Source organism: Variibacter gotjawalensis, from assembly GCF_002355335.1.
Classification (GTDB): domain Bacteria; phylum Pseudomonadota; class Alphaproteobacteria; order Rhizobiales; family Xanthobacteraceae; genus Variibacter; species Variibacter gotjawalensis.
The window spans coordinates 36,420-63,390 of the sequence record NZ_AP014946.1 but is presented as its reverse complement, the minus strand read 5'-3'; the positions used below and the strand labels follow the sequence as shown (position 1 = coordinate 63,390).

The window sequence follows — 26,971 nt, the reverse complement described above, 5'->3', positions numbered from 1 at the left end:
TCTAGTCCTCGACGAAGAAATCCTCGTCGAGGCGCTTGAACTCGACCGCGCGACTGACGCGAACGCCGACGCCGTGCTCGATCATCAACTCGGCGAGGTGATTTCCGTCGATCAGGATCACGCGCTGCGCAAGGTGCTTGACGAAGTCGCGCGCCTGCCCACTGAACGTGGAGGTCGTGACGAACACACCCTTCGTCGCACCGAAACCTACAAGACTGCCGACGAAAGCCTGAACGTCGGGTCTGCCGACGCTGTTGTCTTTGTAGCGCTTCGCTTGGATATAAACGCGGTCAAGGCCGAGCCGATCCTCGTTGATGATGCCGTCAACCCCGCCGTCGCCAGAGCGGCCGAGCTGCATTGCGGCGTTCTTATGCGAGCCGCCGTATCCCATCGCAACCAGTAGATCGACGATGAGCTGCTCGAAGAAGGCGGGAGAGTTATCAAGGATGCGATCCAGCAACTCGCTGCGCAGCGCTTGTTGTAACGACTGGACGGCGCTCTCGATTTGCTCTTCTGGCGTTGTAGTCGCTAGCGATGGCTGCGACGATGTGGGCGTACCGGCAACCTCGGCTTCCGGATCGTCGTTAACCTCGAATTTGCGAAACGCTGGGTACCGCATCAAGAACGCGCGGTCGATGTGTGGAGGATTTGCCGCCAAGACCGCGCGACCTTCTTCGGTCGCAACAAACTTTCCGCGCGACGGGAAGGCGACAAGCCCGGCCTTCATTAGATAGAACTTGGCCCACTGCAGTCTATTGAGATAAACGCGCTGCCTGCCGCTGGGCAAAAGCTGCTCGCGCTCCTCTTGCGTCAGCTTGAGTTCATCGGCAACGCGGTCCGCAATATCTGCGTTGCGCTTTTCGCCGTCAGCCGCACTACGTAAAACTGGTAGCATGAACTCTTGAAAGTCCGGCATCGTCATTTGGCAACAACCTTCCGCTTTCGCATCGTCTCGCGCGTCGCACCGCGTTCAGCCTTGATGCGCTCTAGGAGGGCGCTTGCAGGTTCGTCGTTAGGGTCTTGCGGCACGAGTTCGCCGCGAAACGCTTTGGCAAGCATAGCCTGATCGAGGCGGTCGATCAGTCTTCGCGCGCTGGTCGCCTCGGAGACGATCCGGTCGATCCAGCGGAATGCAAGCTCGATCTGGCGGACAATTTCTTGTTGCTCAGCGACCGACGGAATGGGTGCGCGCATAGCCGCTAGTGTATCGAGATTGATGTTCTTTTGGGCCGTTGCTGGCGCAAACGCTTCGAGGTTCTCTCTCGCGGTCCTCATGAAGAATTCAACGTAACTCGCATCCGCTTTGTCGTCGTCGGCCAGAAAGCCAACCACGCTGTCCGGGAAACAGGCTGCAATCGCCAAGATTGCCGTCTCCGCGATGTTGGCGGCAATCGTGATGCAGACGGTGCCGATAGGCCACAGACGGCTCTGTGCCAACCCGAACGAACTGTACGTCTGCGAGTAGCTCGCGAGAAAGCGATTTGCCTGCCGAACTTCGCCGGTTTGTATGAAAGGATAAGCGCCACCGAATAGACGCTCGTCATCCCTAGGCCGGTGGCGGGATCTCCCTCGATCAAGTTGCCCGACATCTGGAAGGCGGAGCCATTGCCAAGTTTGAGGCACAACATACGGAGCAGCAAAGACGCCCTTCGCGAGGTACTTTTTTGCGATGCTTTCTGTGTTCCGTGGGACAACAGCCACTAGGTCGCGATGCTTTTTTTGCCGCCACTCGCGCGTCAAATCGCCGCGAAACGCTGCAGCGAGGACGGCCTGCTTGTACTTCTCGACGAGGCGGGGAATGTGGTCGAGGTGATCGCGCGCGCGTTCGGATTTTCCGGTGAGGCTGTCGATCTTTGCCGCGATCCGCCGCTGTTCGGGGAGAGGCGGCAAGTGAATGGGCTGTCGGTTGATGGTCGTCAGCGTCAGGCGGCGTATCGCCGAACCCGTCATATCGCCGGTTAGTTGTCGGAAAGCATCAGGTGAATTGAGAAATTTGCATAAGAACTCTCCCGAAGTCACGTCAGTAAGAGGCTTCAGCAGGGCTACGCTGGATAGCATCGAGAACGGCTCGTCTAAGGGATTGACGATTGCAATTCCCGTTGTTGCTCCATCTTTGATGTAGAGAACATCGCCTTTCGCGGGAGGACAGCGTCGAAAAATCTGTGCGTGCGTTTCCGCATCGACGTACGTGATCGTCGATAGGTCGAGCCCCCAAGGTCGGATGTTTTTCGCTGTAACGTACTTGTATGCGCCAGACGGTCCATTTTTTGGTGAATGATGGGTGCCATCGGTTATTAGCTTGCAGACCTCAGCGAGGTTGGCGGTGACCCATCCCTTTGGAAACGCGCTCATTCTGCCGCATCCGCAACGACCGTGGCCTCGGTATTGAGACTATCGGGCGGCTCTATCTCTTCTGAGAGTGCTTCGATCTCATCTAGCGCAGCCCTGAGATGCCCTATGATCGCAGCCGCAATGTCTTCCGGCTCGGTCAGCGCCTCCTCGGCCTCAGCCTCTGTGTCGCGGAGCCACGCAATGTCGAGGTTGTCGTTGCGGGCGGTGATCGCATCGCGGCTGAACATGCGCCAGCGGACCTCCTTTCCAATCCCAGTCGCGCCTGCGGAACTCCCCGCCTCCTGCTCGCCCTGATCCTTCCGCGCGGCTGCGCCGTTCGGATCAGAGCCGTAAACGGCCTCGAAGTCAGCGAAGTCTGCGACGGCGAGCGGACGCGTCTTGCCGAACGCCGGCATATTGGCGCGCATATCGTATACCCACACGGCGTTCGTGCTTGCCTTGTCGGTTTTGCCACGCCGAAAAAACAGCACATTGGTTTTGACGCCTTGCGCATAGAAGATACCAGTAGGCAATCGTAGGATCGTGTGCAGGTCGCAGAGGTCCATCAGCCATGAGCGTAAGCGTCGCCCAGCGTTGTCTTCGAACAGAACGTTGTCAGGCACGATGACGGCAGCGCGACCGCCCGGCTTAAGTGCGCGGACAATATGTTCGACGAAGGCGAGTTGTTTGTTCGAAGTATCGGCCGTGACCGAAAAGTCTGTTCGTGTCGGGCGACCGCCACCTTTCTTGGCACCAAACGGGGGATTGGTTAGCAGCAAGTCAGCTTTCGCGAGACGTTCGCCATCCGGAGAGAGCGTGTCGACGTTGTCGACGCCACCCTCGATGCCGTGCAGCAACAGGTTCATCATACAGAGCCGGTGTGTATCTGGCACCAGCTCCGCACCCACGAAGGCGCTACTGCGCTGGAAGTGCGCCTTGTCCGGGGCGAGCTTGTAGAGGTCGTCGGTCTGATCCTTGATGTAGCGATCCGCCGCGACGAGAAAGCCGGCCGTACCCGCTGCCGGGTCCTGGATCGTTTCTCCGGCTCTTGGTTGCATCAATCGGACAATGCAGTCGATCAGCGGTCGCGGCGTGAAGTACTGCCCCGCACCAGATTTCTTATCAGAAGCATTCTTCTCCAAGAGGCCTTCGTACAGATTGCCGAGACCCTCTTCGCGTGCCGAGAACCAATCGAGCTGATCGATATTCGAGGTCAGCGCCTTTAGGTTGGTTGGCTTGCGGAGCCGCGTCTGTGCATCCGTAAAAATCGCGCTGACGAGCTTGTCTTTCGCCTTGCCGAGGTCCAGCAACATCTTCTTGTAATAGTCGAGCTGATCCATGCCCTCGCGCTTAGCGAGGATGCCCCAACGGTAGTCGCCGGGTAAGCGGTTTTCTCTTAGGTTGCCGCTCTGATCCGGGACTTCGGCCAGCATTTTCAAGAATAGCAGGTAGGTGAGCTCGGTGACGTACTCGTTGTAGGTGACGCCATCGTCGCGTAGGACGTTGCATAGCCCCCAGAGCTTCGCAACAATGTCGGTTGTGCTGGTCATCAGGCGCTCTTCTTCCACATCTCTTCGTTGATTTCGGCGAGAACGCTTTCAAGCTCGCCGCCGAACACCTTATTGAGCCGCTGGAAGCCGCCGTCCGCAACGAACGGCTCTTTGTCGATGGCCTCACGGTCGACGACAACTTCCTTCTCGACTTGTTCGCCGATGCGCTGGAGCCAGCGCTTCTGCGGTTCCGTCCACTTGCGGTTCGCCGAGATGCGGCGCATTGCGGCTCTCACACGGTCCGCGTAGGGCGTCAATGGATCGCCTATCGCGGCCTGGCGAACGAACCCGATAATCGATGCAGCGATCTCTTCGTTCTTGGCGTCAGCCCAGGCACGGCGAAGGTTCGCCTCTGAGTAACCCTTGAGGTCGAGCGCGACGCGCAATTCTTTGAGGTCCGCGCGTGTGAGGTCACGCGGGCGCTGAACAACGAGCTTGAGCGCCGCGATGACGTTCAGGTTGTCGCGAATGAACGCCGAGAACCCGTCGAGAAAATCCCTCGGCCGCTGCGCTTCGCCATAACCACGCGTAACCGCAACAACCTCATCGCCGTGCGGGGAGATCGGGATCAGGCGCGGACTGCCATCGTCCGAGCGCCAATCGAGGATTGGACCGATGGCGGCGCGGTCCTTGAGCCAGGCCGCAAAGGCCGGGGCCTCGTCTTCGAGGATGCGGTTGAGCATCGCTTCTGGCGTTTCGCCCGCGACCGCCTCGAAGCGTTGGCGGGCCTCGGTGGGCAGTCGCTTGATCTGGCGGCGCAACTTAACCGCGAGTTGCTCGCGGATTGTCTCGCGCTGCGCTTCGTCGCGTGCGCCGATCATCTCGCCGACAAGTTGCTCGAAGCTGATCGACGGATTGACGACGACCGGCTTCATCTCGGTCAGGCCTTGCAGATGCGGATAGAGATCGACCGCATCGAAGATACGGAAGACCTCTTTGCCGATCTCGGGACATTGCCGCGTCGCGCGGCCGATCATCTGTTCGTAGAGGATGCGGCTGTTGACCCGGCGCAAGAAGACGAGGTTCGTGATCTTTGGGATGTCGATGCCCGTGGTCAGTAGGTCAACCGTCACGACGATCTTCGGGTTCGCGTCATTGCGGAACGACCGGATCAAGCTTTTCACGCGATCAACGCTTCCGGTGATCTTGCGAACCGCATCGTCGTCGATCTCGCCATAGGCCTCTCTGAAAGCGTTCCTGATCGCGTTGACAACAATATCCGCGTGAGCATCGGTGGCGGCGAAGATCAACGTCTTTCCCGGCAGCGCCGGATCGATATGCCGCGTAAGTTCCTCGGCGACGACGCGATTGAATTCTGAAGTGATGACCTGCTTGTTGAACTGCTCGACTTCGAAGTGAAGCTCGTCCGGCAATATTGCGGTGTTTACTTCACCCGTATCGGACGCAAGGTAGTCGACCTGATCGCCTTCTGAGAAACCAATGCCGGAGCGGCTTAGTGCGGTTTCGATCCGGGTTGGCGGCTCATGGTCAATCAGGAAGCCGTCGATCACGGCTTCGCGGTAGGGATATTTGTACACAGGTTCGCCGAAAATTTCGGTGGTATGCAGCGCGGGCGTTGCTGTCAGGCCAATTTTCACAGCGTCGAAGTACTCCAGAACGCGACGATACTTTGAGATGTAATCTTCTTGGCCTCTGAAACTCAGCTCAGTGTCGGACATTTCGCGGTCGAGCAAATAGCCACGGTGGCACTCGTCAATGACCATGAGGTCGTATTGGTCGACCGGCGGCGCTTCCGACACATCAGCCGCGTAGAGCACGCGCTTGACGAGCCCTTGGATCGTGCAGACATGCAGCTTCGTCTCGGCCTCGGGGTCGATTTGCTCCAGCCCCTTGAGCCCGAAAATTTCAGAGAAGGTCTTTCCTGCGTCGACTTTAGTGGTCGAAAACTCATCCTCCGTTTGCGTGCCCAGCGCGCTCCGATCCACGACGAAGCAGATACGGCGGAAACGTTTCGCGGCGAGCAAGCGATAGAGCAACGCAATGGCGAGCTTGGTCTTGCCGGTACCGGTCGCCATTGCGACCAGCATCGTGCGTTTCTCTTGCGCAAGTGCTGTCTCGACTGCGCGGATTGCTTTCTCTTGGTAATGGCGGAGCGGAAAGCCGAACTCGAACGGCAGGGTCTTCAGATGCGCGTTAGCGGCATCTTGATTGACCTCAAGCTGCCCGAGCAGGCCGTCCGGCGTCGGCCAATCCACGAGCGCCCGCCGATGGTTGGCGGCCCGTCTCGTATCGCGGAACCAAATGCCGCTCTCGGTCTCGATCTGCTTGAGATAGGAACGGCCATTAGCCGCGAAGACGAAGGGGACGCGATGCTCGCCCCATGGTGAGCCGCTCGCGAGATAGGCTTCGCTGTCTAGGATCGCGGGCGAGTAACGCTGAGCTTGGTCGATAGCCGCAGAGATGTTCTTGCGTCTCCGCTTTGCCTCGACGACGCCAACGAGCGTTGTTCCGGCGAAAAGCGCATAGTCAGCTGGGCCCGTGGTCGTCGGCCATTCCGCGATGGCGAGATTGCGACCTTTCGCGGGACGCGAGCCCGCGCTGTGGCGGATCGTCTTTGTATCGGCTTCCCACTCGCGGTCGCGGAGCTGACGGTCGATAAGCGAACGCGTCTCGGCCTCGTCGAGGTCGATCTTCGTGGCGGCTTCTTCGCCGCGTTGGACAAACTCAAGAACTTCGGCTCGCGGCGTCGCCTCAGCAGCGGCTTGCAGGACTTCCAGCTTTGAGCTGAGCGCCGTGTTCTTACCCTCGATCTCTTGCGCGAGCAGCTCCCAGGTTGCGCGTTCTTCGGCCTCCCGACGCAGGCGATCCTCCGCGCTTTCGCGGGCTCGCGCGTGCTCCTCCGCTTCGCGGCGCGCGACGGTCGCGGCATCTTCGCTGGCTGCCACCTTCTGCTGAAGCGCCTCAATCTCCTTACGCAGCGCGACGGTGGCATCCACCGGCTGGGCGGGAGGGATGAAAGCTCCGGGGTTGAAGTTCGGTTGCTTGCCGAAGGTTCGGTGGAACCAGACGCAGAGCTGTCGCGCCAGCTTAAGAGTTGTCAGGGCGGTCGTGTGATTGCCCTTGGCTTCGTGAGCCGCAAGGTTTCCAGCCTTCCGCAGCGCGTGGAAGATGTCGGAGACTTCTCGTGGGATGATCCGGTCGTACGATAAGCGTCTAAGGACCTCCTCGAAGGTCTCGCGCTCGTCACGATACGAGGCTGAACGGGCCGCGATAAGCTTGGCGACGATCTCGGCCAGCTGACGGACCTTGAAAATCGAGGTCGACGGATCGTCACGGAAATACCGCTCCGCCAGCGCTCCCAACGCTGGCAGCCGTTCGTCATGCGCGGCCAAAAATCCGAAGTTGTCGGACATACCTTTCAATGCTCCCGAGACACCCGGAGGTTGCATGAAGGTGGTTAAGGTTGTCCACCTGGCCTGTGGTTAAGGTCCCAAAGGCACCTCTGTCTTCGTCCAGGACCCGGCGGCGACTTGAAAAAATCGGCCGCGTGTAAGCGCTGCAGAACTGACGCGCGTGATACTCGGTCTTCATAGACTACCTGGGGGGTGTCTTGGCGATGCCCGATCCGGGCAGTCTATAGGTTGGGGGCGTACGCGGCCTTAATTTCTGGCCAGTGAGATTCCCGACTTATATCGCAGTCATACGCCTGAGCCTTTCGACTAAGGTTTGATCGACTTCTTCGTGTCGAGATCAATGCGATTTCAACCTATGAGAAGAGACCATTATCGCTGGTAGTAAACGGGAGAGCTGCTCACGGGGATGCGACCCGATCTGATGTGCTGGCATCGGAGTGCACTAGACGAAGGTGTGAACGGCGGTCAGGTGCAACCGAAGCAACAGCGAGTTCAGAAGCCTTCTTCAAAAGCTCCGCGCGAGCTTTCGAGAGTTCCGTTGCCAGTGCAAGAAACTCCGCAGGCGCGATCTGCGCAGCCTCATACACGCGACTAACTAACCGCGTAAGAATTTCCAGTTTCCACTTTGGATCGCATTCAGCAGCCAAGACCGCGAGGCCGCGCTCGATCTGCACTCGCCGACTGTGAGGAAGCGCGATGCCGGCAGGGTCGACAACAACTCCCGTGATGATGCGGGCCTGCAGGGCTTGGAAGAACTTCGTCTTGTGAGACTTAAGGCCATACCTTGCGATGATACGACGAGCTTTGACCAAGAGGCGCGGACGTGCGCCCTCGCCAGAGATGGCGATATCGTCGACATAGACTGTCATGGTGCAATTGTTGGCAATCGCTAGATCACCAAGTTCGTCGAACATCGATTTGAAAGCGTAGAACGACATAATCGAGCTGGCACGGCTGCCGGTCGGCAATGCACCATTGCAAGTCAGTATCTTCGCCAAGATCGACGCGACATCACCGGCACATTTCATCTCACGAACGAAGAAGTTGCGGATTGCCGCGCGCTTTACGGAGGGAAAGAACTTCTGAAGGTCGAGCTTAACAGTCGGATATGCGCCAACGTGCTGCCGAGCGTTCGTGATGTACGAACGGCCCGCTACGGCCGAGTAAAGATAGAGCGGTGGCTCCACCGCAGAGAGCAGGCGCATCACGCGGCCATGCACGACCTGCAGTTCGCGAACCGGCTCTTGAATTTTTCGCCCCTTCTTGGTCGTCCACTGCTTAAAGCGGTGATCAGCGTTCGCGAGACGCTCAAGGTCCGGGAGATCGATCAAAAGGCGACGCGCCAGATCGACTGGCGAAGCAACCGAATGCAGGAAGCATTCCTCAAGCTTGAGTTTTTTTGAGCTTTTTGCTTTCGGCATGTTCATCTTCGTCGGCAATCTCGTGAAGCCAATCGAGCATGTTGATGACTTTGCTCGCGGCGAACGTTCGGAAACGTTCCGAACGACTATTGTTGGAATTTTCCGCGAAGATCATCAACGACGACACAGGGATGTTGAACGCTTCGGCGTACTTCTCGATTACGTCTATCGTCGGCTTCTTGTCTCGCTCCAGTTCCGATACGTACGATTTCGACAGTCCTAACTTGTTCGCTACTTCGGTCCTGCTCATCCGGTGATACTCGCGGATCAGCTTGAGTGCTCGGTTGTACATGACGCTCATCCTCGTACTACGCAGGGAAATCACCTGAAGCTAACCCCCGGACACCGCGCGAACGATGCGTACCATCCAGTAGACAATACGCAGCGCCAACAGCAGCACCTTCCGGTTAACGAACACGCGCAACAAAGCGCGCTTCACTCGCCCGGACGGGGCAACCCTATTCCGTTCAGCACTTGGCGGACTAACTTCCATTAGCCTTTCCTCAACACCCTCTAGAGCTGGATTGCCCTAGGGTGCCTGTGTGTCGAGGACCATTGAACGGAGTAACTTCAGGTCCCTCGAGAACGTGCCTTAGTTCTCGTGTTACCCGTCGCTGTGTTGTATTCCCTCAACCCAAACGACAGATGGAAGGTCCCTCCGAGGAGAGACCTCTCGGGTGTTACCACCCCGGGTAGAAGCGGCATTTTGCTACCAAGTGCCGGCACCTTCGTACCCTGCGTTTCGCTCACGGTCAACAAAAGTTCGCTGTCAGCGAACTTTTGTCGCAGATGCGCCGTACTCGGCTTCAGAGAAGTTGTGCGGCCGGGTTCTCGGTGAACAACTCGCCGCGTCTGATGTACCTAGTCAACATCGCCTCCGACTTATGGCCGCTTTGATTGCGGATACGCCAAGACGCGATCCCGGCCAAAGCACACGACGTAATGAAGCCCGCCCTCAACGAATGACCAGAATAGGGACCCCCGACTAAACCAGTGGCGGCCACTCGTCGCTGCACAATTTCGGAAACCGTCGCAGCAGGTAGCTGGCTTGATCTCATTTGGCCGCATCGCCTTACCGAATAAAACAGGGGGCCTTCGTGATCGCCGCGCAACGCTAGCCAATCGTTGAGCGCGTTCACGGGGCAGTGGCGTGTGCGACCATATGGGATGCCAATCTGTCGGCCCGTCCCCGTCTGATCTGTCTTCGACCGACGCAAAGTGACGACCAGACCTTGTCGCGCCTGCACAACATCACCGACGTTCAACGAGACGATCTCGCTTCGGCGGAATGCGCCGGCCCAGCCCAGGAGCAGTAACGCTCGGTCCCTAACGTCCTTAGGACTGGAGCCCATTGCGTCGAGCACCGCGACCAAGTCCTCCTTCAGCAACGGGGCCGCTTCCCTACGCGAATGGATGTGTGTCCGGGAGATGCCCTGTATGGTCGCCCTGACGATTTCTGATGAAACAGGACTGAGGCACCCTCTAAGGCGATGGGCTTTAGCAATCGCAGCCAGCCGGCGGCGAAGGGTCGAGCCTGAGTAAACGCTCGCAATTGCGGATATGTAGTCCGCCACAACCTCAGGAGTGCAGGGCACCGTGCCTCCCCAGGTCTCGAACTGAGCCAGGTCTGATCGATATGCTCTCCGCGTGCTCGCCGCGATGCTCTGGGCAATGTAGCTGGCGACTAGAGGCGGCAGCGCGCAATTAATTGCAACCGAGGACTGTGCGAACGCGACACGCACGGAAGGCGTAACTGGGGCGTGCGAGTGGTTGAAAGTCCAAGAGTTGACTTCGATCTTGTGTGACACGCTCACGGCTGTTTCCGCCCGAACAGTTTCCGCTCCTGCATTGCGTAAGCAGAGGCTACAGGATCGGTGGCATCCAGAGGCGGAGCCGGGTGCATCCGCATTAGTCGCTGTTCGAGTTCTTGTTGGGTCTCGGTCTCTCCCGTTCGAGTGATGTGGGTCATTTGGGTCCCCGCGAATTTCAGGTGTCGACCGATGAGCAGCGCGCGGTGGCAGGTGCAAGCATCATGCTCACTGCACATTAGCGCGACCCGGCTTCCGCGGGCGGCCGACAACACCTCCGCAATGCCAGTTGCGAACACATCTGATCGTTCAACGTCGGCGTAAGTCAGCGTCGGGCTGAACCTCCCTCCGAGCTTGTCGCCGAGCCACGCGTAGCTGATCGAGACTTTGGCGAGAGACCGGGAAAGAGCCGTCCCCGAAAAGTGCGCGAAGCGGGATCGCGGCGAAGACCTCACGTCGACTACAACAGTAATAGCGTGCGCTTCGAGAAGGCTGACGAAGTGAGAAAGACTGGCGTTAGAATGGCCCAAACCGAACAGACTGATTTCGGCAACATCTTCTTGGGAAGAGGGATCGTTTTGAAGCTGCTTCATTTCAGATTATAGCACGTCCAACTGTCTGCGATGAACATCTCACTCCGAAAAATATTGATCACTCGTCTTCTTGCGTAACACTCTGTTTAGCCATCTGACGCGCGACCCACTGCGGATCGATCTTGGCGACGTAAGCTTTGTACTCAGCAGTGAGCAATTCGTAGACAGTATGAGCGCGATGCTTCCTCCAATGACGCAGCCAAGCCCTGTCAAGGCTCGCGTTTGGAAGGCTCATCAATTGTCGGGTCTCAACTATAGCTCGGAAAGTTGCATGATCTTGCGACGGCTTCGCCAGAAGAAGCTCCAGATTTTTCTTATAGTTTTCTCGGTGCTCGTCCGGCGTCATCACGAGAAACTCTTCCTGCTCGGTTGTCCGATAGTGTTGATGCGAATGCGCTGTTCGGTAAAATTCAATATCGCTCGCATACGTCAATTGAGCTTCGCTACCGGACAACAGCGCCAATTGTTTGGGAGTGTAGAGCCCATTCGGAAATTTTAGGGCTGCTGCAGTTTTTCCGGGCGGCACCAAGTTATTTGACGAAGTCACTAACCGTTTGCCGAGAAAGATTTCGTCGTTAGTCCAACCTTGCGCTCGTCGCTTCCGGATCGCATCCGTGGAAACGCTGTGCAATTCAGCTAACTGAGAAGTGGTATAGGTGAGGCCGCTGGAAATCGTATATGTTTGCGTGTCACTCTTGTTGTTATTCTGTACTTTTTTGTCGGCCCATCGAATTTTGCCTGGAGCGTATTCGGGGTCGCAGTTGTCGATCCGGTCGAGGGTCATGCCGGCACTTGGCATAGGACCAATGCGCATCAAGAACTCGCGGAATTCAATGATAGACAGGTGCACCATCTTGCCTTGCTTGGCAGCTCTCGCAAGCATGTTGCGGTGGCTGTTTGCTTCAGCAACGAAACGGTCCCGCAATTTCATCGCAGGAGCGTTTTGAATGAACGCGAAGGTCTCTGCATCTAGCGAAGCGAGGACGGCGTTCTTCAGAATAGACAGCTGCTGACTGTGTCCAATCTTCTCAGCACTCGCAAAATTGCTTGTGAGGCCGACTTTGGCAGGTTGAGCAGAGGTTGATTTTGGGCTGAGCGTACCCGTGTTCGCGAGTTTCTCGCTGGGATTGCTGACCACCAATTCGAGCGATGCTTTGCTCATCTTGGGTCTCGCAGTCTGCGCGAACGCGTGTGGATTAGTCCGGGACTTATTCCGGGACTTATCGGATGCATTCGGGAATTTTTAGTCCATTTGCGGCGGCTATCCGGAGCGGCTGCGACCCGCTCAGACGCAAAAACCGTTGGAGCTTCAATGAGGAGGCTGGTGCCGCAAGAGGGATTCGAACCCCCGACCCCGTCATTACGAATGACGTGCTCTACCAGCTGAGCTATTGCGGCGCCGGATCGGATCACCCCGGGGGTAGTCCGGGATACGGCCGGAATCCCCGGCCGCCGACGCGGCATGCAATAGCCGCCACGGGCCCGGGACGCAAGTCGCGGATTGGCCGAATTACAGCGAAAAGTCAGGTCAGTCCGCCCGGATAGCGGCGGTTCTGCTCCGGTTGCTTATCGGGCTCCGGGCCGGGGTCGTCCGGGGCGTGAATCACCGGGATAATCGCATCGCGCGGCTTGGCGGGTGGTGTGGTTTCGGTGGACGGCTTCGGAGCCGGCGGAACGAAAGGCGCGGGTACCACCGTGACCTCGAGAGCCGGTTTGACGGGCGCCGGGGGCACTACTTCGACGATGGGCGCGATCGGCTCCGGTTCGGCGGCAGGCTCGAGCTTCGCGATCGGCAACGGTGTGGGGCCGGCGGGTGAGTCGTCGAAGGCGACCGGTGCGGCAAGTTCCTCGACCGGTGTTTTCCAAACGAACGCATCGATCTGCCCGGTGACCGGCGACACCGGCAACCAGCGCTCCGAGACGACGCCGTCGGCGGTCCAGACCGGATCGCGCGGCAGGCGAAGCGCGCGCGACATCCATTCGCGGCCACGACCGACGTCGTTGTGCTCGCCTTCCTCCAACTCGGCCATCAGCAAGGCGAAGCGCTGGGTCGGCTCGCCGCCGAGCGGCAGCAAGGCGGCACGGGCGACCGTAAAATCCTTCGCGTCCAGCGCCGCGCGGGCGAGAGCGAAAGCGCCGTCGCGACCTGCCGCGTTGATGCGCAGCAAATTCTGCACGCGCTTCAAACGCTCGCGCGCCGAGTCGCCGCTGCGCAGGTAGGCGTAGACCTCGGCGAGATCGGGATGCGGGTTCGTGCGCCATGCCGCTTCGATGAGCTTGGCGGCTTTGCGCGCGTTGCCGGCTTCGGCCTCGAGCTTGGCGGAGAGCGCGACAGCCGGAATCAAATCCGGGACGAGACGCAAGGCGGCGAGTGCGCTTTGCCGCGCCTTCGCACGATCCGTCGGTTCGGCCGCAAGCGCTTGCGCGGTGGTAAGCACCGCGCGCTGGCGGCGCGCCGCAGCCTTGTCGATCTGGCCGCCTTTCTGGCTGGCGTCGAGTGCCTGCAACGCGCCGGTCCAATCCTGCGCGGCGCAACGCGCCTGCAGCACGGCTTGGCCTGCCCAGGTGAGCGATGGTGCTTGGCGCGCGGCATCTTCGGCGTAGCGCAAGCCCGCGACTGCATCGCCGCGTCGCTGCGCCTCGACATAGAGGCCGCGCAAGCCGAGCAGTCGCGTGTCCGGATGTTCGACCATTTCGCGGAACGCCGAATCCGCCCGCTGGCGGTCGCCCGCAAGCTGCGCATTCTGCGCACGGAGGAGCAGCGCGAGCGGCTCATCGCCGGCAAAACGCTCGGCTTCGTAAGACAATCGCTTTGCTGCGCGCATGTCACCGGATGCGACCGCGATCAAGCCGCGCGACACCGCGAGTTGTCCGCGCCGCTTCTGCCGTTCGCGGCGAAGCTGCGCGACAATGCGGGGCCAGCGGAAGATCAGCCGCACGGACGCCCACAGCGTGATGACGGCGAGCACTGAGATTGCGAAGACGGCGACCGCAACGGTCAGCGAAGTTTTGATTTCGTGACCGAGCCAAACGATGGTGACGTTACCGGGCCGCTCGATCAGCCACGCGCCCGCGAGCGCGGCAGCAGCGACGAAAATCAGAAAAACGATGACGCGTGTCATTGATTACCGGCCGATAGGCGTGTTGCCGCGACGTTGGATAGTTCGTGGAGCGCTTCGATCGCGGAAAGCCGCTGCCGTACGCGTGCGAGCCAAGGCGCAAGCGCGCGCTGGCTCGCTTCGGGAAGTTTTGCGGCCTCGGCGATGGCTTGAGCGAATTCGCCGCTGGCCGTCAGCGTCTGCACGCGGCCGACGTTTCCGGCCGGAGCGGTGGGTGCTTGGTCGACCGGACGGATCTGCACGAGACGGCCGATGCCGGCGACAAAGCGATCCCACAAGCTATCCGGTGCCGGTGTAACGGCCGCCGGAGCGGCGCTGGCGCGTGCCGGTGCGGAGAGCGCGGAGACTTCCTGCGCGAGTGCCACCGCAGTCGGCAGGCCGGTGGCGGCAAAAACGTCGAGCGGCGCGACAGCTGTGCCGTCGCCGCCGAGAGCTTTCACGGCAGCGAGTTCGCGCGCATACGGCGTGCCGCTTTCGACGCGCGGTCGTAGCGTCATCACGGCGAGCGCGAAACGCGCGGCGATATCGCGTTCGCGTGACGGCGCACCGAGGCCGGCTTCCAACGCTTTGGTGGCCGTCTCGACCGCAGCGAGGCGCTGCGACAGCGATGCGATCTCGCCGGGACTTGCGGAGGATGCGCGCGCTGCCGTGACGATCGTTGCCATCTCGTCGAGACGTCTGCGCATCTCCGTGATGATGACGGCGGTTTCACGTCCCGTCGCGTCGAGATTCTCGACGCGACGCGCGAGTTCCGGATCGCCGCCAGGACGGCGCGCCGCAGCTTCGGCGGCGGCGAGGCGTGTCTCCAGCGTCTTGATCTGTTGCGCGGCTTCGTCGGCGGCGCGTCGTGTCGCGAAGCCTTGCTGCGATGTTTCGACCGCCTGCATGCGGCGATCCATCTGCAGCGCGCGCTCTTCGTCGCCGCGAATGTGGCTGAGCAGGATCGCGGCGATGAAGCCGCCGATGACACCTGCGGTTGCACCCGTCACGGCGCCCCAACCGCCGCCGACGCGGCGCGGCTTCTCGGCCGGGGGCGGGGTGGTGTCCGCTTTGGTCTCTTCGGGTTTAGTTTCGGGCGGCGGGACGATCGGCTCGGCCATATCCGCGATCGGATCGGCAGTCGGCGGAACCGGGCCGGCCTCCTTTGCGGTCATGTCGACGGCAGTCGTGTCGATGACGGGGACGCTGGGGCGCTTGCTCGCGCCCGGCGTAGAAGTTGTGACACTCTCGGAGGAGTTGCTTGAGCTCCCGGCGGAGTTTTCAGGGCTCCGTTCGGGGCCTGAAGGACCTGACATGCTCACCTCCGCTCATCCACCCCAGTCACATACTGCGGTGGCCGAAACGGGGCAACCTTAAGGAACGTCCGGCGGCAACAGACTGATAAGTTCCTGTTCTTGCGGATGTGCCGCGATGCGCACCGCCGGCGCTCCGGCCGCGATGAGGCGCGCGCCGATCTCGGCCGACAGGCAATAATGGATCGGCGCGAGCGCGGCCTCGAGCACATTGTCGGCTTCGGCAAGATGCAGATACGCGTCCACGGTGCGGCGCGAGTAGTGCAAGACGCCGTCGATCTTGCGCGCGACGATCGCGTCGTGCGCGGCATGCGGCAGGCCGTGCGAGAAGGTCATGCGGTAGACGACGACGGTCTGCACCGCGATGCCATGCGCCGCGAGCGCGGAGGCGAGATCTCCCGCTCGATTTTCTGCGGCGAGGTAGAGCACCGGATGCTCTGCATCCTTGAAAATCTTCGCGGCGTGACGCGCGAGTGCTTCAGCATCGCCCTGCGCGCTTTTGACTTTCGTGAACCCGGCCTCGCGCGCAACTTTCGCCGTGCGTTCGCCGACGGCCGCGACTTGAAGACCGAGAAGCTTGCTTCGTTCCGTTTCGGGGATCGCGCGAATGGCGTTGGCGCTGCTGACGATGACACCCGAGAACGTGCGGCATGGATCGAGACGAAGCGGCAGCGCTTCCATCGTGAGAAGAGGAGCGACCAGAGGATTGTGTTTCTGCGCGCGCAACGTCGCGGCCGTGCTCTCGGCATCAGGTTGCGGTCGCGTGATCAACAAATTCAACCCAATCTCCAAGCGCAGTGTTCTTAAAATGTTGATGGATGATCGTTCGAAACGCGACTCAAGTCGATCAGAGAATCGACGTCAACCGTGTCTTAAAGCAGGCGTAGGGTTTACGTCTTGAAGAAATTCGCCGGCAAGCGCTGTTTAATGCGTGCGCCGGCCTCGCGGCCGATCGCTTCGGCATCTTGACGATTGCCAGACAATTTCTCTGCGAGATGTTCGCTGCCGTCTTCGCGCAAAACTTCGCCTGTGAATTCAATGCGGTTCCCGTCAATCGTCGCGAGACCCGCGATCGGCGTGCGGCACGATCCATCGAGTACGGTCAAAAAAGCGCGCTCGCAGGTCAGTGCTGCTTCCGTATCGGGATCGTTGATGCGCGAGAGCAAATCGATCGTGCGTGAATCATTTGCGCGCGTTTCAATCGCGATTGCGCCTTGACCGATAGCCGGAAGAAATTGATCGAGCGGCAGCAGCGCGGTGACGACGTCCGCGCGCTTCAGGCGATTCAATCCTGCGAGGGCGAGAAGCGTTGCATCGACTGCTCCATCTTCGAGCTTTCGCAAACGCGTCTGCACGTTGCCGCGCAATGGCACGACACGCAGATCGGGACGCGCGCGCAAGACTTGTGCTTGGCGGCGAAGCGATGCGGTGCCGACGACGGCACCGGGGGGGAGGGTGGCGAGGGAGGCAGCGCGCGGCGAGACAAATGCGTCGCGCACATCCTCACGTGGGAGGTAAGTCGAGAGTTGCAAGCCGTCCGGCAAAAATGTCGGCACGTCTTTCGATGAGTGGACCGCGAAGTCGATGGTGCCGGCGATGAGCGCCTCTTCGATCTCCTTCGTGAAGAGACCTTTGCCACCTGCCTCGGCCAGCGTACGGTCCTGGATGCGGTCACCGGTCGTGCGAATCACCTCGATCGCCACCGCGCTCGGATCGATACCGTGCGCTGCAGCGAGACGAGCCTGCACCTCTTCGGCCTGCCGCAATGCGAGCGGCGAGCCACGGGTGCCAAGGCGGAGGAGGTGTTGCGTCATTCGGTCTCGCAGGGTACTTCGATTGTGCTGCTCTATAGCGAGGATCGCGTGCGGGTTCTAGGCATCGAAACGACCTGTGACGAGACGGCTGCGTCTGTCGTGCATTGCGACGACGAGGGTCGCGGCACGATCATGTCAAATGCGGTGCTCTCGCAGATCGCCGAACATGCCGCCTATGGCGGAGTCGTGCCGGAAATCGCAGCGCGGGCCCATCTCGACATGCTGGATCTCGTGGTCGCGCGCGCGATGGTCGATGCGCAGTGCGATTTTACTAAGCTCGACGGAGTCGCGGTCGCGGCCGGTCCGGGACTGATCGGCGGCGTGATCGTCGGCCTGACCACCGCGAAGGCGATCGCGATGGTGTCGGAGCGTCCGCTGCTGGCGGTCAACCACCTCGAGGCGCATGCGCTGACGGCGCGGCTGACCGACGCAGTGGAATTCCCGTATTGCCTGCTGCTTGCTTCGGGCGGGCACACGCAAATTCTCGCCGTGCTCGGCGTCGGCGAATATGTGCGGCTCGGCACGACGCTCGATGACGCGATGGGCGAGGCGTTCGATAAAGTCGGCAAGCTCCTCGGCTTGCCGTATCCGGGCGGGCCGAATGTCGAGCAACAGGCGCTGCGCGGTAATCCGTATCGCTTCACGTTCCCAAGGCCGATGCTCGGCCGCACTAATCCGGATTTCTCGCTCTCCGGTCTCAAGACGGCGGTGCGCACCGAGGCCGAAAGCGCGGCTCCGCTTTCTGACGACGATGTCGCAGATGTCTGCGCCGGTTTCCAGGCCGCGATCGTCGATGTTGTAGGCGATCGCGTGAGCGTCGGGCTTTCGCGCTTCCGCGAGCGCTTCGGCGAGCCGACCGCGCTTGTCATCGCGGGCGGTGTTGCGGCGAACAAGGCGATCCGCGCCACGCTCGAACGCCGCGCCGCCGATGCGGGCCTGAAGCTCATCGCGCCGCCTGGTTATCTCTGCACCGACAACGGCGCGATGATCGCGTGGGCCGGCATCGAGCGGCTTCGCCTCGGCCTCGTCGACGATCTCGGCACCAGCCCGCGTGCGCGCTGGCCGCTGCAAGAATTGTCTGCATGAACACCATCGCTATCGTGGGCGCGGGTGCTTGGGGCACCGCGCTTGCCAATGCGGTCGCACGGGCGGGGCGCGATGTCGTGCTGTGGGCGCGCGACGAGAAAACCGTCGCGGCTATGCGCCGCGGCCGTGTTGCGCCACGGCTCGCCGGGGTGCGTATCGACGATAAGGTGACGCCGACGGCGGATCTTGCGCAGACGGGTGCCGCCGATGCGATCCTGCTGGTCGTGCCGGCGCAGGCCTTGCGCGATGCTGCGCGGCAGCTTGCGCCGCATGTTGCGGCGTCCCGCCCGGTCATAGCCTGCGCGAAGGGGATCGAGCGCGGCACGGGCGCCTTCATGACCGAGATCATCGCGCAGGAAATTCCCTCAGCGGTCGCGGGCATTCTCTCCGGACCGAGTTTCGCCGACGATGTCGCGCGCGGATTGCCAACGGCCGTGACGCTGGCGATGCCGGACGATGCGATGGCGCGCGACCTTTCGGCGCGGCTCGGCTCGACGGCCTTCCGCCCGTACCACACGGACGATGTGCGCGGCGTCGAGATCGGTGGCGCGGCGAAGAATGTGCTGGCGATCGCGTCCGGCATCGTCGCGGGCCGTAAGCTCGGCGCTAGCGCCGCTGCGGCGCTGACGACGCGGGGCTTTGCCGAACTCGTGCGGTTCGGCCGCGCCTTCGGTGCGCGCAGCGATACACTGATGGGGCTCTCCGGCCTCGGCGATCTTCTGCTCTCGTGCTCGACCGCGCAGTCGCGCAATTTCTCCTTCGGCATCGCACTCGGCGAGGGGCGGCTCGCGAGCGCCGGGAAGCTTGCGGAAGGGCAATTCACCGCGCTAGCTTTGGCACAGAAGGCCGCGGGGCAAGGCGTCGAGATGCCGATCGCACAGGCCGTGTGCGAAGTGGTGGAAGGACGCTGGACGGTAGACCAGGCGATCGAGGCGCTGCTGACGCGCCCGTTTCGTTCCGAGGGGGCATGATGGCGTATTGGTTGATCAAATCGGAGCCGAACGTCTGGTCGTGGGACCAGCAGATCAAAAAGGGCGCGACTGGCGAAGCCTGGACGGGCGTGCGCAACCACACCGCAAAGCAGAATCTCGAAGCGATGAAGAAGGGCGACAAGGCCTTCTTCTACCATTCGAACGAAGGCAAAGAGATCGTCGGCATCGCCGAAGTGATCCGCGAGGCGTATCCGGATGCGTCCGACAAGACCGGAAAGTTCGTCTGCGTCGATGTGCGCGCCAAAGAGCCGCTGCCGCGGCCCGTGACGCTGGCCGAGATCAAAGAGGACGCGAAACTCAAGGCGATGGCGCTGGTGAAGTATTCGCGGCTCTCGGTGCAGCCGGTCACGGCCGCCGAGTGGGAGCATATCTGCAAGCTCGGCGGTATGAAGAAGTAGCGGCGCGATAACAGATACCAGCGTCGTCATGTGCGGGCTTGACCCGCGCATCCATCGCAACAAAAGTCGTTCTCAATAAAAAGATGGATTGCCGGGTCAAGCCCGGCAATGACGAGGCCGAAGGGTAATGGAAACGTTCGATTACGTGATTGTGGGAGCCGGTTCGGCCGGCTGCGTGCTGGCGGCGCGGCTCAGCGAAGACCCGAAGCTTTCGATCTGCGTGCTGGAGGCCGGGCCTTCCGATTGGCACCCGTATATCCACATCCCGGCCGGCTTCATCAAGACGTTCTACGACAAGAACGTGAACTGGCTTTATTCGCAGGAGCCCGGGCCGTACACGGCCGGCCGCCGCATCGTTGCGCCGCGCGGCAAGACGCTCGGCGGATCCAGCTCGATCAACGGCATGGTGTTCAATCGCGGGCAGGCGCTCGACTACGACACCTGGGCGCAGCTTGGTAATCGCAACTGGGGCTATGCGGACGTGCTGCCGTACTTCAAGCGGCTGGAAAATCGCGTCGGCGACAGCGACAGCGATTATCGCGGCACCGACGGGCCGCTCACCGTCACGGACATCAACTGGAAGCATCCGTTGTGCGAAGCCTTCATCGATGGTGCAGTGTCGATCGGCATTCCGCGTAACCCGGACTACAACGCCTCGACGCAAGAGGGCGTTTCGTATTCGCAGCGGACGATCGCGCGCGGGCGCCGTGTCTCGGCGGCCGGCGCATTTCTTAAGCCCGCGATGAAGCGCTCGAATCTCACGGTGCGCACCGGCGCCCACGCGACGTCGCTGATCCTCGAAGGCAAACGCTGCGTCGGTGTGCGCTACAATAAGGGCGGCGCCAACGGTTCGGCGCACGAGGTGCGTGCCGGCAAGGAGGTCATCCTCGCGGGCGGCACCTACAATTCGCCGCAGCTTCTGCAGCTCTCCGGCATCGGCCCGGCCGATGTGCTGATGCCGCTCGGCATCGAGGTAAAGCACGAATTGCCGGGCGTCGGCATCGGGCTGCAGGATCACTATGCGCCGCGCTCCACAGCGCGGGTGAAGAATATGCGCACGATCAACGAGCAAGTGCGCGGCGTCTCGCTGCTCGGCGAAATCGCGAAGTGGTTCTTCGCCGGCACCGGCGCGCTCGCGCAGACGCCGACCATGGTCTACTGCTTCTGGCATTCGGGCGAGTCGCCGGACCGCTCCGATCTGCAACTCACCTTCACGCCCGCAAGCTACAAGGAAGGCGAACAGGGCAAGCTCGAGGACGAGCCCGGTATGACGGTTGCGGGCTGGCAGCAGCGGCCGGAAAGCCGCGGCTATGTGAAGCTGCGCTCCGCCGATCCGTTCGCGCCGCCGATCATTCAGACGAATTATCTCGCGGAAGAAATCGACCGCCGCACCGTGATCGCGGGCATGCGCCTCTCGCGCAAATTGCTGCGCACCGATCCGCTCAAGCCGTATTACGAACGCGAGGATTGGCCGGGTCCGGACGTGAACACGGACGACGAATTCCTCCACGCCGCGACGACGCGCGCGCAGACGACATTCCATCCGGCGTGCACCTGCATCATGGGGCCGGCGAGCAATCGCATGAATGTTGTCGACGACGAACTGCGCGTGCACGGCTTGCAGGGCCTGCGCGTCGTCGATGCGTCCGTGATGCCGCGGATGATTTCCGCGAACCTCAACGCCGCTACGCTGATGATCGGCGAGAAAGCCGCCGACTTGATCCGCGGCAAGGCCGCACCGGAGCCGATTGTTTTGGCGCGTTGAGCGTCCGCAACATCCTCGACTGTCATCCCGGAAGCTGCAGCTTGCGTAGCAAGCAAGGCTATCCGGGACCCACGTATCCCTGCGCCTAAATCTGTCTGGCTGCCACATCGATCCTCAGGGATATGTGGGTCCCGGCTCGCGCGAACAGCCCTTTGGGCTGATCGCTTGGCCGGGATGACAGCCGGTGTGTTAGGCTCCACCTCAAACGACTTTCAGAAATGGCGTTCTCGCAAGCCGTTACTCAACTCACCACCGGCAGCGCGGAAATCTCGTAAGCATGCGAGAGCGTGCGGCCGCTCTTCGGGTCTTCGAGTTCCATGTCGAAACGCGCGGCCGGGCGGATGCCGCCGATGGCGCCGAGCGTGCCGCAGAACATCGCGGTGCCGGGCTTTAGATCTTTGCCGTAGCGCGCGATGAGATCGGACGGGTGGCGCATCGCGGCGAGCATGCCGTCCTGATAGCGCTCGCGTTTGCCGTCGATCGTCGCGAAAGAGCGCAGCTTCATCTGATCCCAAGCGTCGGCGATTTCGTCGAAGCGCCACAGCGTCGTGCTGAGCGGCTTGAGGCACAGCTGCTTCGACAGCGCGATGCCTTGCGTCTCCGCTTTGCGGTCGGTGTGGTCGGAGCCAACGCCGAGCCACAGGCCGTCGTCGAAGGCGACGATGACGGGTTCGACTTCACCCGACGTATCCGGCCCGAGCACTTCGATGCGCGTCGCCTGCGTGATGTTGCCGGCGGCGTTGCGATAGAAGACCGGCATCGACGACGGCGCCGGCACGCCGATGGCTTCGAGTTCGTGCACGTGATGCATCAGCGCGGCGTGATCGCGCCCGGTCCAGCCCGCGACGATCAGCGTGTGGATGTCGAGCTCGGCGGTGTCCTGACCTTTGAGCGAATGCCGGGTGAACTTCATGTCAGCCTCTTATTGTTGGCGCTGATGCGCGGAAGACCGTGACGGCACCCGCCAGCGCATCGAGGCCGGACGTATGGCCGATCGCCGTGAGGGTGTCGATTGCTGGTGTGAGCTTAGCATTTTCGCCGGCGTTCAGCGCGGCGATGAAGGCGTGCAGCGCGGCGTGGCCATAGCCTTCGGCGGCGGCGGATAAATGCGCGGCGCTGATGTCGGTGGTGCGTTCGGTGAGATGGGGGGCGATCAGCCGCCAGATGGCGTCGCGTTTCTTTGTTTCGTTCAGCGTCGCGAGTGCGATCATCGCGCCGCCGAGGAAATCGTCGCCGGAGGGCGTGAGGCCGGGCCCGAGGCCGATGATCGAGATGAGTTCGTGCGGGGCTTCGGTCGTTGCGTTGCCGACGAAGTCTGTGAGCGCCTCTGCGGCAGGGCGTGCGGCGCGCAGGACGGGCGTGGTTTCGTCGTTTGCAAGGAGGCGCGAGAGGCCTTCTGCCGGGAATTTCGCGATGTAAGGCGAGAGAAGCGCGAGGCCTTCGCGCGAGGCCGAAGCGACAACGGGCGGGCGCCATTCGCTCACGTTCGCGCAATCGATGATGAGCGAGCCGAGGCGCAGGCGCGAGATCGCAAAATTCACGCGATCGCCGATAGCGAGGCGATGCGTGAAGGGATCGCAGAGAAGGTTGAGCGGGCCATCGCCCAGGCCGTGCGGCCCGATGCAGATCAGTTGGTCGCCGAGCTTCACGTACAAACTGCGTTCGAACAGGCTTGCGACAGTTCCACTGGCGCCGTCACGTAACGCGCGATGCGCGTGAGGTCCGGCGCTTATGGCCGCGGGGCAAATCATGACTTCGCTCCGCCCTCATCCTGAGGAGCGGGCAGGTCGCGAAGGCGACCGGGCCGCGTCTCGAGGGACGGGGGCGGCCAGGCTTTTGGCCTCGATCCTTCGAGATGGCACGCTGCGCGTGCCTCCTCAGGATGAGGGTTGATGTTATTTCCGCTCAATCTCACGAAGCGATGGCGGTGCGGGCGGGGGTTGCCTCATACGCTGCGAAGGCTGCGTCCACACCGGCGCCGGCGCGGCAATTGAAGCCGGCGCGGCGCAGCACGACTTCGAGCGCGCCGAGCGTGATCAGCACATTCTGTTTGCGGCAATTGTAGCCCATCGTGCCGATGCGCCAGATGCGGCCCTTGAGCGGACCGAAGGACGAGCCAATCTCGATGCCGAAATCGTCGAGCATCGAGGAGCGCACGGCTTCGCCGTCGACACCGTCCGGAATATAGATGCCGGTGACGTTCTGCATCTTGTGCTTCAGGTCGCCGAATAATTTGAGGTTCATCGCCTGCAGGCCGGCGACCATCGCGGCGCTCGCCTGCGTGTGGCGCGCGAAGACGGATGCGAGGCCTTCCTGCAGCACGATGCGCGCGCATTCGCGGGCGCCGTACAGCATCGTCGCGGATTCGGTGTGGTGGTTGAGGCGCGCTTCGCTCCAGTAATCCATCAGCATCGCGAGATCGAAATAGTTCGACGCGATGCGCTGGCCATTCGGTGCGACGTATCCGGCCGGACGAATGCCGGCTTCGACGTGTTTGCGATTGAGGATCGCGCGCTCGGCGCGTTCGTTGAACGTGATCGGGGCGGAGCCGGGCGGACCGGAGAGACATTTTTGCAGGCCCGCGGTCGCGATGTCGATCTGCCAACGGTCGACCGGGAAATCGACGCCGCCGAGTGTCGCGGTCGCGTCGACGTAGAGCAGCACGTCGTGGCGGCGGCAGGCGGCGCCGATCTCGGCGAGCGGCTGCGCCATCGTCGTCGAGGTGTCGCCGTGCACGCAGGCGACGAGCTTCGGCTTGTGCTTCTTGATCGCGTCCTCGATGACTGACGGATCGAAGACGGTGCCCCATTCGGTCTCGAGCGTCGTGACTTCGGCGCCGCAACGCGCCGCGATCTCGTGCAGCAGATGACCGAAGCGGCCGAAGATCGGCACCAGCACGCGGTCGCCTGGCTCGATCAGCGAGACAAGCGCAGCCTCGATGCCGGCGCGCGCCGTGCCGTTCACGAGGAACGCCCAGTGGTTCTTGGTCTGGAAGATCTCGCGCACCAGCCCCATCGTGTCGTTCATGTAGGCGGTGAATTGCGGATCGAACTGGCCGAGCAGCGGCATCGACATCGCGCGCAGCACGCGCGGATCAACGTTGATCGGGCCTGGGCCCATCAGGAGGCGCGGCAGCGGGTTGAGTTCTTCGGCGATCTTCATCGGCGCATAAAACCGATGTCGGAGCGGTTTGTAAAATGGGGAATAGTGAATAGGGAATAGCGAGTAGGTGGGCGCTATTCGCTACTCCCTATTCACTACTCGCTAGCGCCAGCAGTCGCCGCTCGGCGCGGTAACCCGCCTCGGTGGCGCATTTTTCGACATGCACCGTGCGATTGATGACGTCGAGGTTCGGCAAGCCCCAGTGATCGAGAAGGTCCGGCCAGGACAGATTGCGATGCTCGCGCCAGACGCGGAAGAGCGGCAGGCGGTGGTCGATCTCGGCGGTCTTCCAAAGCCGCCCGCCCGAGCCGGCGCATCGGCGTTGCTGCAGCTTGCGCAGCAGCGGCGCAAAATCGCTCGGGGCGACCCAGAGACGCCAGGCGATAACGCAGGCCGAATGCCACGACGCGGTCTTGCTCGGTCCGGTGCCCCAAAGATCCTTGTGCCAGCCGAGTTTGTAGACGGGCTGGCCGCAGACGCAGCAGTGCCCGGGGCCGCGCGCGAAGGCTTTCTCGCGATACGGCGCGGGCGGTGTTCGGAAGGTTTGCGGCAGGCCGTCCTTGCGCTTTTCGGTGAGGCGCCAGGTCCAGCCTTCGGGCGCGCCGGATTTGCGGGCGAGCGCGCGCGCGAGGCGATCGGCGCGCAGCGGATGCGCGCGCCAGTAGCCGTCGACGGCAAGGCGCGGCATCGGTGGGATGTAGGGGCGGGCGTAAGCGCGGACGAGCACGCCGCGTGGGAAGATTTCGGGTAGCGCCTTGTTCAGCCGCGCGAGCGCTTTCGCGTTGTAGTCGGCGCGGAAGAGGGCGGTTTTCGAGAGCGGTTTCGTCATTGGCAGAATGGCTCGCAGATTCGCAGCCAGTCTGTCACCTGCACGTAAACAAAAAGCCCGGCGCGATGGCCGGGCTTAGAATTTTTGTCGCTTGCGATCAGCGGGCGGCTTGAACACCCGAACGCGGGCGCGGCGGCGGAGCCGCGGCCTGATCGTCCGGCTGACCCGGCAAACGCTCCGGCGAGAGCTGGGTCGGGATGCCGCCTTCCTTCTTCAGGACGACGACGTTGGTGCCCGTCTGGACGCGGCTGTAGAGGTCTTCGACGTCCGCGTTGAAGAGGCGGATACAGCCCGAAGACACGAACTTGCCGATCGTCGTCGGATCGTTAGTGCCGTGGATACGGTACAGCGTGTTGCCGAGATAGAGCGCGCGAGCGCCCATCGGGTTGGACGGGCCACCGGCCATCCAGCGCGGCAGATACGGCTGGCGCTCGATCATTTCGGCCGGCGGATACCAATCCGGCCATTCCTTCATGCGGCTGATCTTCTGACGGCCGGCCCACGTGAAGCCTTCGCGGCCGACGCCGATGCCATAACGCATCGCCTTGCCGTCACCCATCACGAGATAGAGGTAGGTGTTGGTGGTGTCGACGATCAGCGTGCCGGCCGGCTCTTTCGTGCGGTAGTCGACGACACGGCGGCGGAAGCGCGGATCCATGTCCTCGATCTTGCCGTTCTGCACGGCTTCGACTTCGGCCTGCGTCGGTGCGGCATCGCGCGGGCCTTGCTCGCGGCGGGCGGACGGATCGCGCGGGTCACGCGGCTGCTGCGCACCCGGAGGACCCGGCTGACGAGCGGAGAGATCGACCGGCGGGGCCGGACGACCCGGAGCCGGCTCGTAAGCGCGCTCTTGTGGGCGGCCGTATTCTTGCGGACGACCGTATTGCTGCGGCGGCTCTTCGTACTGGCGGCCGTCATACGGACGGCCATCGTACGGGCGCGAGGCCTGATTTTCGTAGCCACGCGGCGGCGGAGCATCGTAGGGACGCTGAGCCGGGGTTGCGTAAGCGCCCTGCGGCGGCTGTTGCGCATAACCGCCCTGTGCGGGCTCGCCCGGCGCCGGCAGCGGCTGGCGGTAAGCTTCCTGCGGCGGGACCGAGCCGGTGTAGCCTTGATCACGGCGCGGCTGGTAGACGCGCTCTTCTTCGTATTGGCCAACGGAGGCGCGGGGAACCGGGCGGCCATAGGTGCCGCGCGATGCGCCGGGGTAATCCTCATCGTCTTCGACGGTTGGACCACCACGATAGGCGTCCTGCGCGACGCGATATTGCTGCGCGCTCGCCTCGCCGCTGACCGCCAAGGCCAGCAACAATGCGCCGAGAGCCGAAAGAGTACGCAATTTCATCTCGTGTTCCTGCCTACGCGCCAAACTCAAGACAAGCGCGCCGTTTCACATTCGATAACCATTACGGCCCAATGGTTAAGGCACCGCAAAGG

22 protein-coding genes and 1 tRNA gene are annotated in these 26,971 nt (G+C 61.9%); 4 read left to right on the top strand and 19 right to left on the bottom strand.

Annotated features, from left to right (window positions below):
- Window position 1: 1 nt before the first annotated feature.
- The 14 genes from GJW30_RS00295 to hemC form a co-directional block, all read right to left on the bottom strand.
- The gene (locus GJW30_RS00295; protein WP_096350350.1) at window positions 2-922 is read right to left on the bottom strand and encodes a restriction endonuclease; all 921 of its coding nucleotides are present in this window, start codon (window positions 920-922) and stop codon (window positions 2-4) included.
- Complete coding sequence (locus GJW30_RS22435) at window positions 919-2,352, bottom strand: restriction endonuclease subunit S (RefSeq protein WP_157746657.1); 1,434 nt, start codon at window positions 2,350-2,352, stop codon at window positions 919-921. Before GJW30_RS22435 ends, GJW30_RS00295 begins: the two co-directional genes overlap by 4 nt.
- Complete coding sequence (locus GJW30_RS00285; protein WP_096358569.1) at window positions 2,349-3,881, bottom strand: class I SAM-dependent DNA methyltransferase; 1,533 nt, start codon at window positions 3,879-3,881, stop codon at window positions 2,349-2,351. Before GJW30_RS00285 ends, GJW30_RS22435 begins: the two co-directional genes overlap by 4 nt.
- Window positions 3,881-7,255, bottom strand: a complete 3,375-nt coding sequence (gene hsdR / locus GJW30_RS00280; protein WP_172887533.1) for a type I restriction-modification system endonuclease — start codon at window positions 7,253-7,255, stop codon at window positions 3,881-3,883. Before hsdR ends, GJW30_RS00285 begins: the two co-directional genes overlap by 1 nt.
- Before the next feature lie 398 nt (window positions 7,256-7,653).
- Window positions 7,654-8,676, bottom strand: a complete 1,023-nt coding sequence (locus GJW30_RS00275) for a reverse transcriptase family protein (RefSeq protein ID WP_157746656.1) — start codon at window positions 8,674-8,676, stop codon at window positions 7,654-7,656.
- Window positions 8,639-8,968, bottom strand: a complete 330-nt coding sequence (locus GJW30_RS00270; RefSeq protein WP_096350344.1) for a helix-turn-helix domain-containing protein — start codon at window positions 8,966-8,968, stop codon at window positions 8,639-8,641. The genes GJW30_RS00275 and GJW30_RS00270 overlap by 38 nt, the downstream gene beginning before the upstream one ends.
- 514 nt (window positions 8,969-9,482) lie before the next feature.
- Entirely contained in the window at window positions 9,483-10,028 is a 546-nt protein-coding gene (locus tag GJW30_RS23130; RefSeq protein ID WP_430727186.1) for a site-specific integrase, read from the bottom strand.
- Window positions 10,029-10,486: 458 nt separating this feature from the next.
- Window positions 10,487-11,077: a DUF488 domain-containing protein gene (locus GJW30_RS00260; RefSeq protein ID WP_096350342.1), complete on the bottom strand. Its 591-nt coding sequence runs from the start codon at window positions 11,075-11,077 to the stop codon at window positions 10,487-10,489.
- A gap of 58 nt (window positions 11,078-11,135) precedes the next feature.
- Entirely contained in the window at window positions 11,136-12,239 is a 1,104-nt protein-coding gene (locus tag GJW30_RS00255; RefSeq protein WP_096350340.1) for a hypothetical protein, read from the bottom strand.
- Window positions 12,240-12,399: 160 nt separating this feature from the next.
- Window positions 12,400-12,475 (bottom strand) — tRNA-Thr (locus GJW30_RS00250).
- A 125-nt stretch (window positions 12,476-12,600) separates the two neighbouring features.
- On the bottom strand, window positions 12,601-14,199 hold the full coding sequence (locus tag GJW30_RS00245; RefSeq protein WP_096350338.1) for a heme biosynthesis protein HemY: 1,599 nt from the start codon (window positions 14,197-14,199) through the stop codon (window positions 12,601-12,603).
- Complete coding sequence (locus tag GJW30_RS00240; RefSeq protein WP_096350336.1) at window positions 14,196-15,350, bottom strand: COG4223 family protein; 1,155 nt, start codon at window positions 15,348-15,350, stop codon at window positions 14,196-14,198. The genes GJW30_RS00245 and GJW30_RS00240 overlap by 4 nt, the downstream gene beginning before the upstream one ends.
- A 198-nt stretch (window positions 15,351-15,548) precedes the next feature.
- Window positions 15,549-16,268, bottom strand: a complete 720-nt coding sequence (locus tag GJW30_RS00230) for a uroporphyrinogen-III synthase (RefSeq protein ID WP_157746655.1) — start codon at window positions 16,266-16,268, stop codon at window positions 15,549-15,551.
- Between the two features lie 110 nt (window positions 16,269-16,378).
- The gene (gene hemC / locus GJW30_RS00225; protein ID WP_096350330.1) at window positions 16,379-17,302 is read right to left on the bottom strand and encodes a hydroxymethylbilane synthase; all 924 of its coding nucleotides are present in this window, start codon (window positions 17,300-17,302) and stop codon (window positions 16,379-16,381) included.
- A gap of 48 nt (window positions 17,303-17,350) precedes the next feature.
- Between hemC and tsaD the strand changes: the two genes are divergently transcribed.
- From tsaD to GJW30_RS00205, 4 genes are all read left to right on the top strand, one after another.
- Window positions 17,351-18,388 carry a tRNA (adenosine(37)-N6)-threonylcarbamoyltransferase complex transferase subunit TsaD gene (gene tsaD / locus GJW30_RS00220; protein ID WP_096358567.1) on the top strand — a complete coding sequence of 346 codons (1,038 nt, stop codon included), beginning with the start codon at window positions 17,351-17,353 and terminating at the stop codon, window positions 18,386-18,388.
- Window positions 18,376-19,359: an NAD(P)H-dependent glycerol-3-phosphate dehydrogenase gene (locus GJW30_RS00215; RefSeq protein WP_096358566.1), complete on the top strand. Its 984-nt coding sequence runs from the start codon at window positions 18,376-18,378 to the stop codon at window positions 19,357-19,359. Before tsaD ends, GJW30_RS00215 begins: the two co-directional genes overlap by 13 nt.
- Window positions 19,359-19,778, top strand: a complete 420-nt coding sequence (locus GJW30_RS00210; RefSeq protein ID WP_096350328.1) for an EVE domain-containing protein — start codon at window positions 19,359-19,361, stop codon at window positions 19,776-19,778. The genes GJW30_RS00215 and GJW30_RS00210 overlap by 1 nt, the downstream gene beginning before the upstream one ends.
- A gap of 127 nt (window positions 19,779-19,905) precedes the next feature.
- Entirely contained in the window at window positions 19,906-21,543 is a 1,638-nt protein-coding gene (locus GJW30_RS00205; RefSeq protein ID WP_096350326.1) for a GMC family oxidoreductase, read from the top strand.
- 241 nt (window positions 21,544-21,784) lie between these two features.
- On the opposite strand, the gene GJW30_RS00200 is transcribed toward GJW30_RS00205, so the two are convergent.
- The 5 genes from GJW30_RS00200 to GJW30_RS22930 all read right to left on the bottom strand — a co-directional run bounded on the left by GJW30_RS00200 (window position 21,785) and on the right by GJW30_RS22930 (window position 26,879).
- Window positions 21,785-22,456 (bottom strand): DUF2848 domain-containing protein, encoded by a 672-nt coding sequence (locus GJW30_RS00200; protein ID WP_096350324.1) that lies wholly within the window; start codon window positions 22,454-22,456, stop codon window positions 21,785-21,787.
- Between the two features lies 1 nt (window position 22,457).
- Window positions 22,458-23,294: an oxamate carbamoyltransferase subunit AllH family protein gene (locus GJW30_RS00195; RefSeq protein ID WP_096350322.1), complete on the bottom strand. Its 837-nt coding sequence runs from the start codon at window positions 23,292-23,294 to the stop codon at window positions 22,458-22,460.
- A gap of 160 nt (window positions 23,295-23,454) precedes the next feature.
- Entirely contained in the window at window positions 23,455-24,705 is a 1,251-nt protein-coding gene (locus tag GJW30_RS00190) for a pyridoxal-phosphate-dependent aminotransferase family protein (RefSeq protein ID WP_096350320.1), read from the bottom strand.
- Between the two features lie 88 nt (window positions 24,706-24,793).
- The gene (locus GJW30_RS00185; RefSeq protein WP_096350318.1) at window positions 24,794-25,534 is read right to left on the bottom strand and encodes a hypothetical protein; all 741 of its coding nucleotides are present in this window, start codon (window positions 25,532-25,534) and stop codon (window positions 24,794-24,796) included.
- 97 nt (window positions 25,535-25,631) lie between these two features.
- Entirely contained in the window at window positions 25,632-26,879 is a 1,248-nt protein-coding gene (locus GJW30_RS22930) for a L,D-transpeptidase (RefSeq protein WP_245408603.1), read from the bottom strand.
- Window positions 26,880-26,971 lie beyond the last annotated feature (92 nt).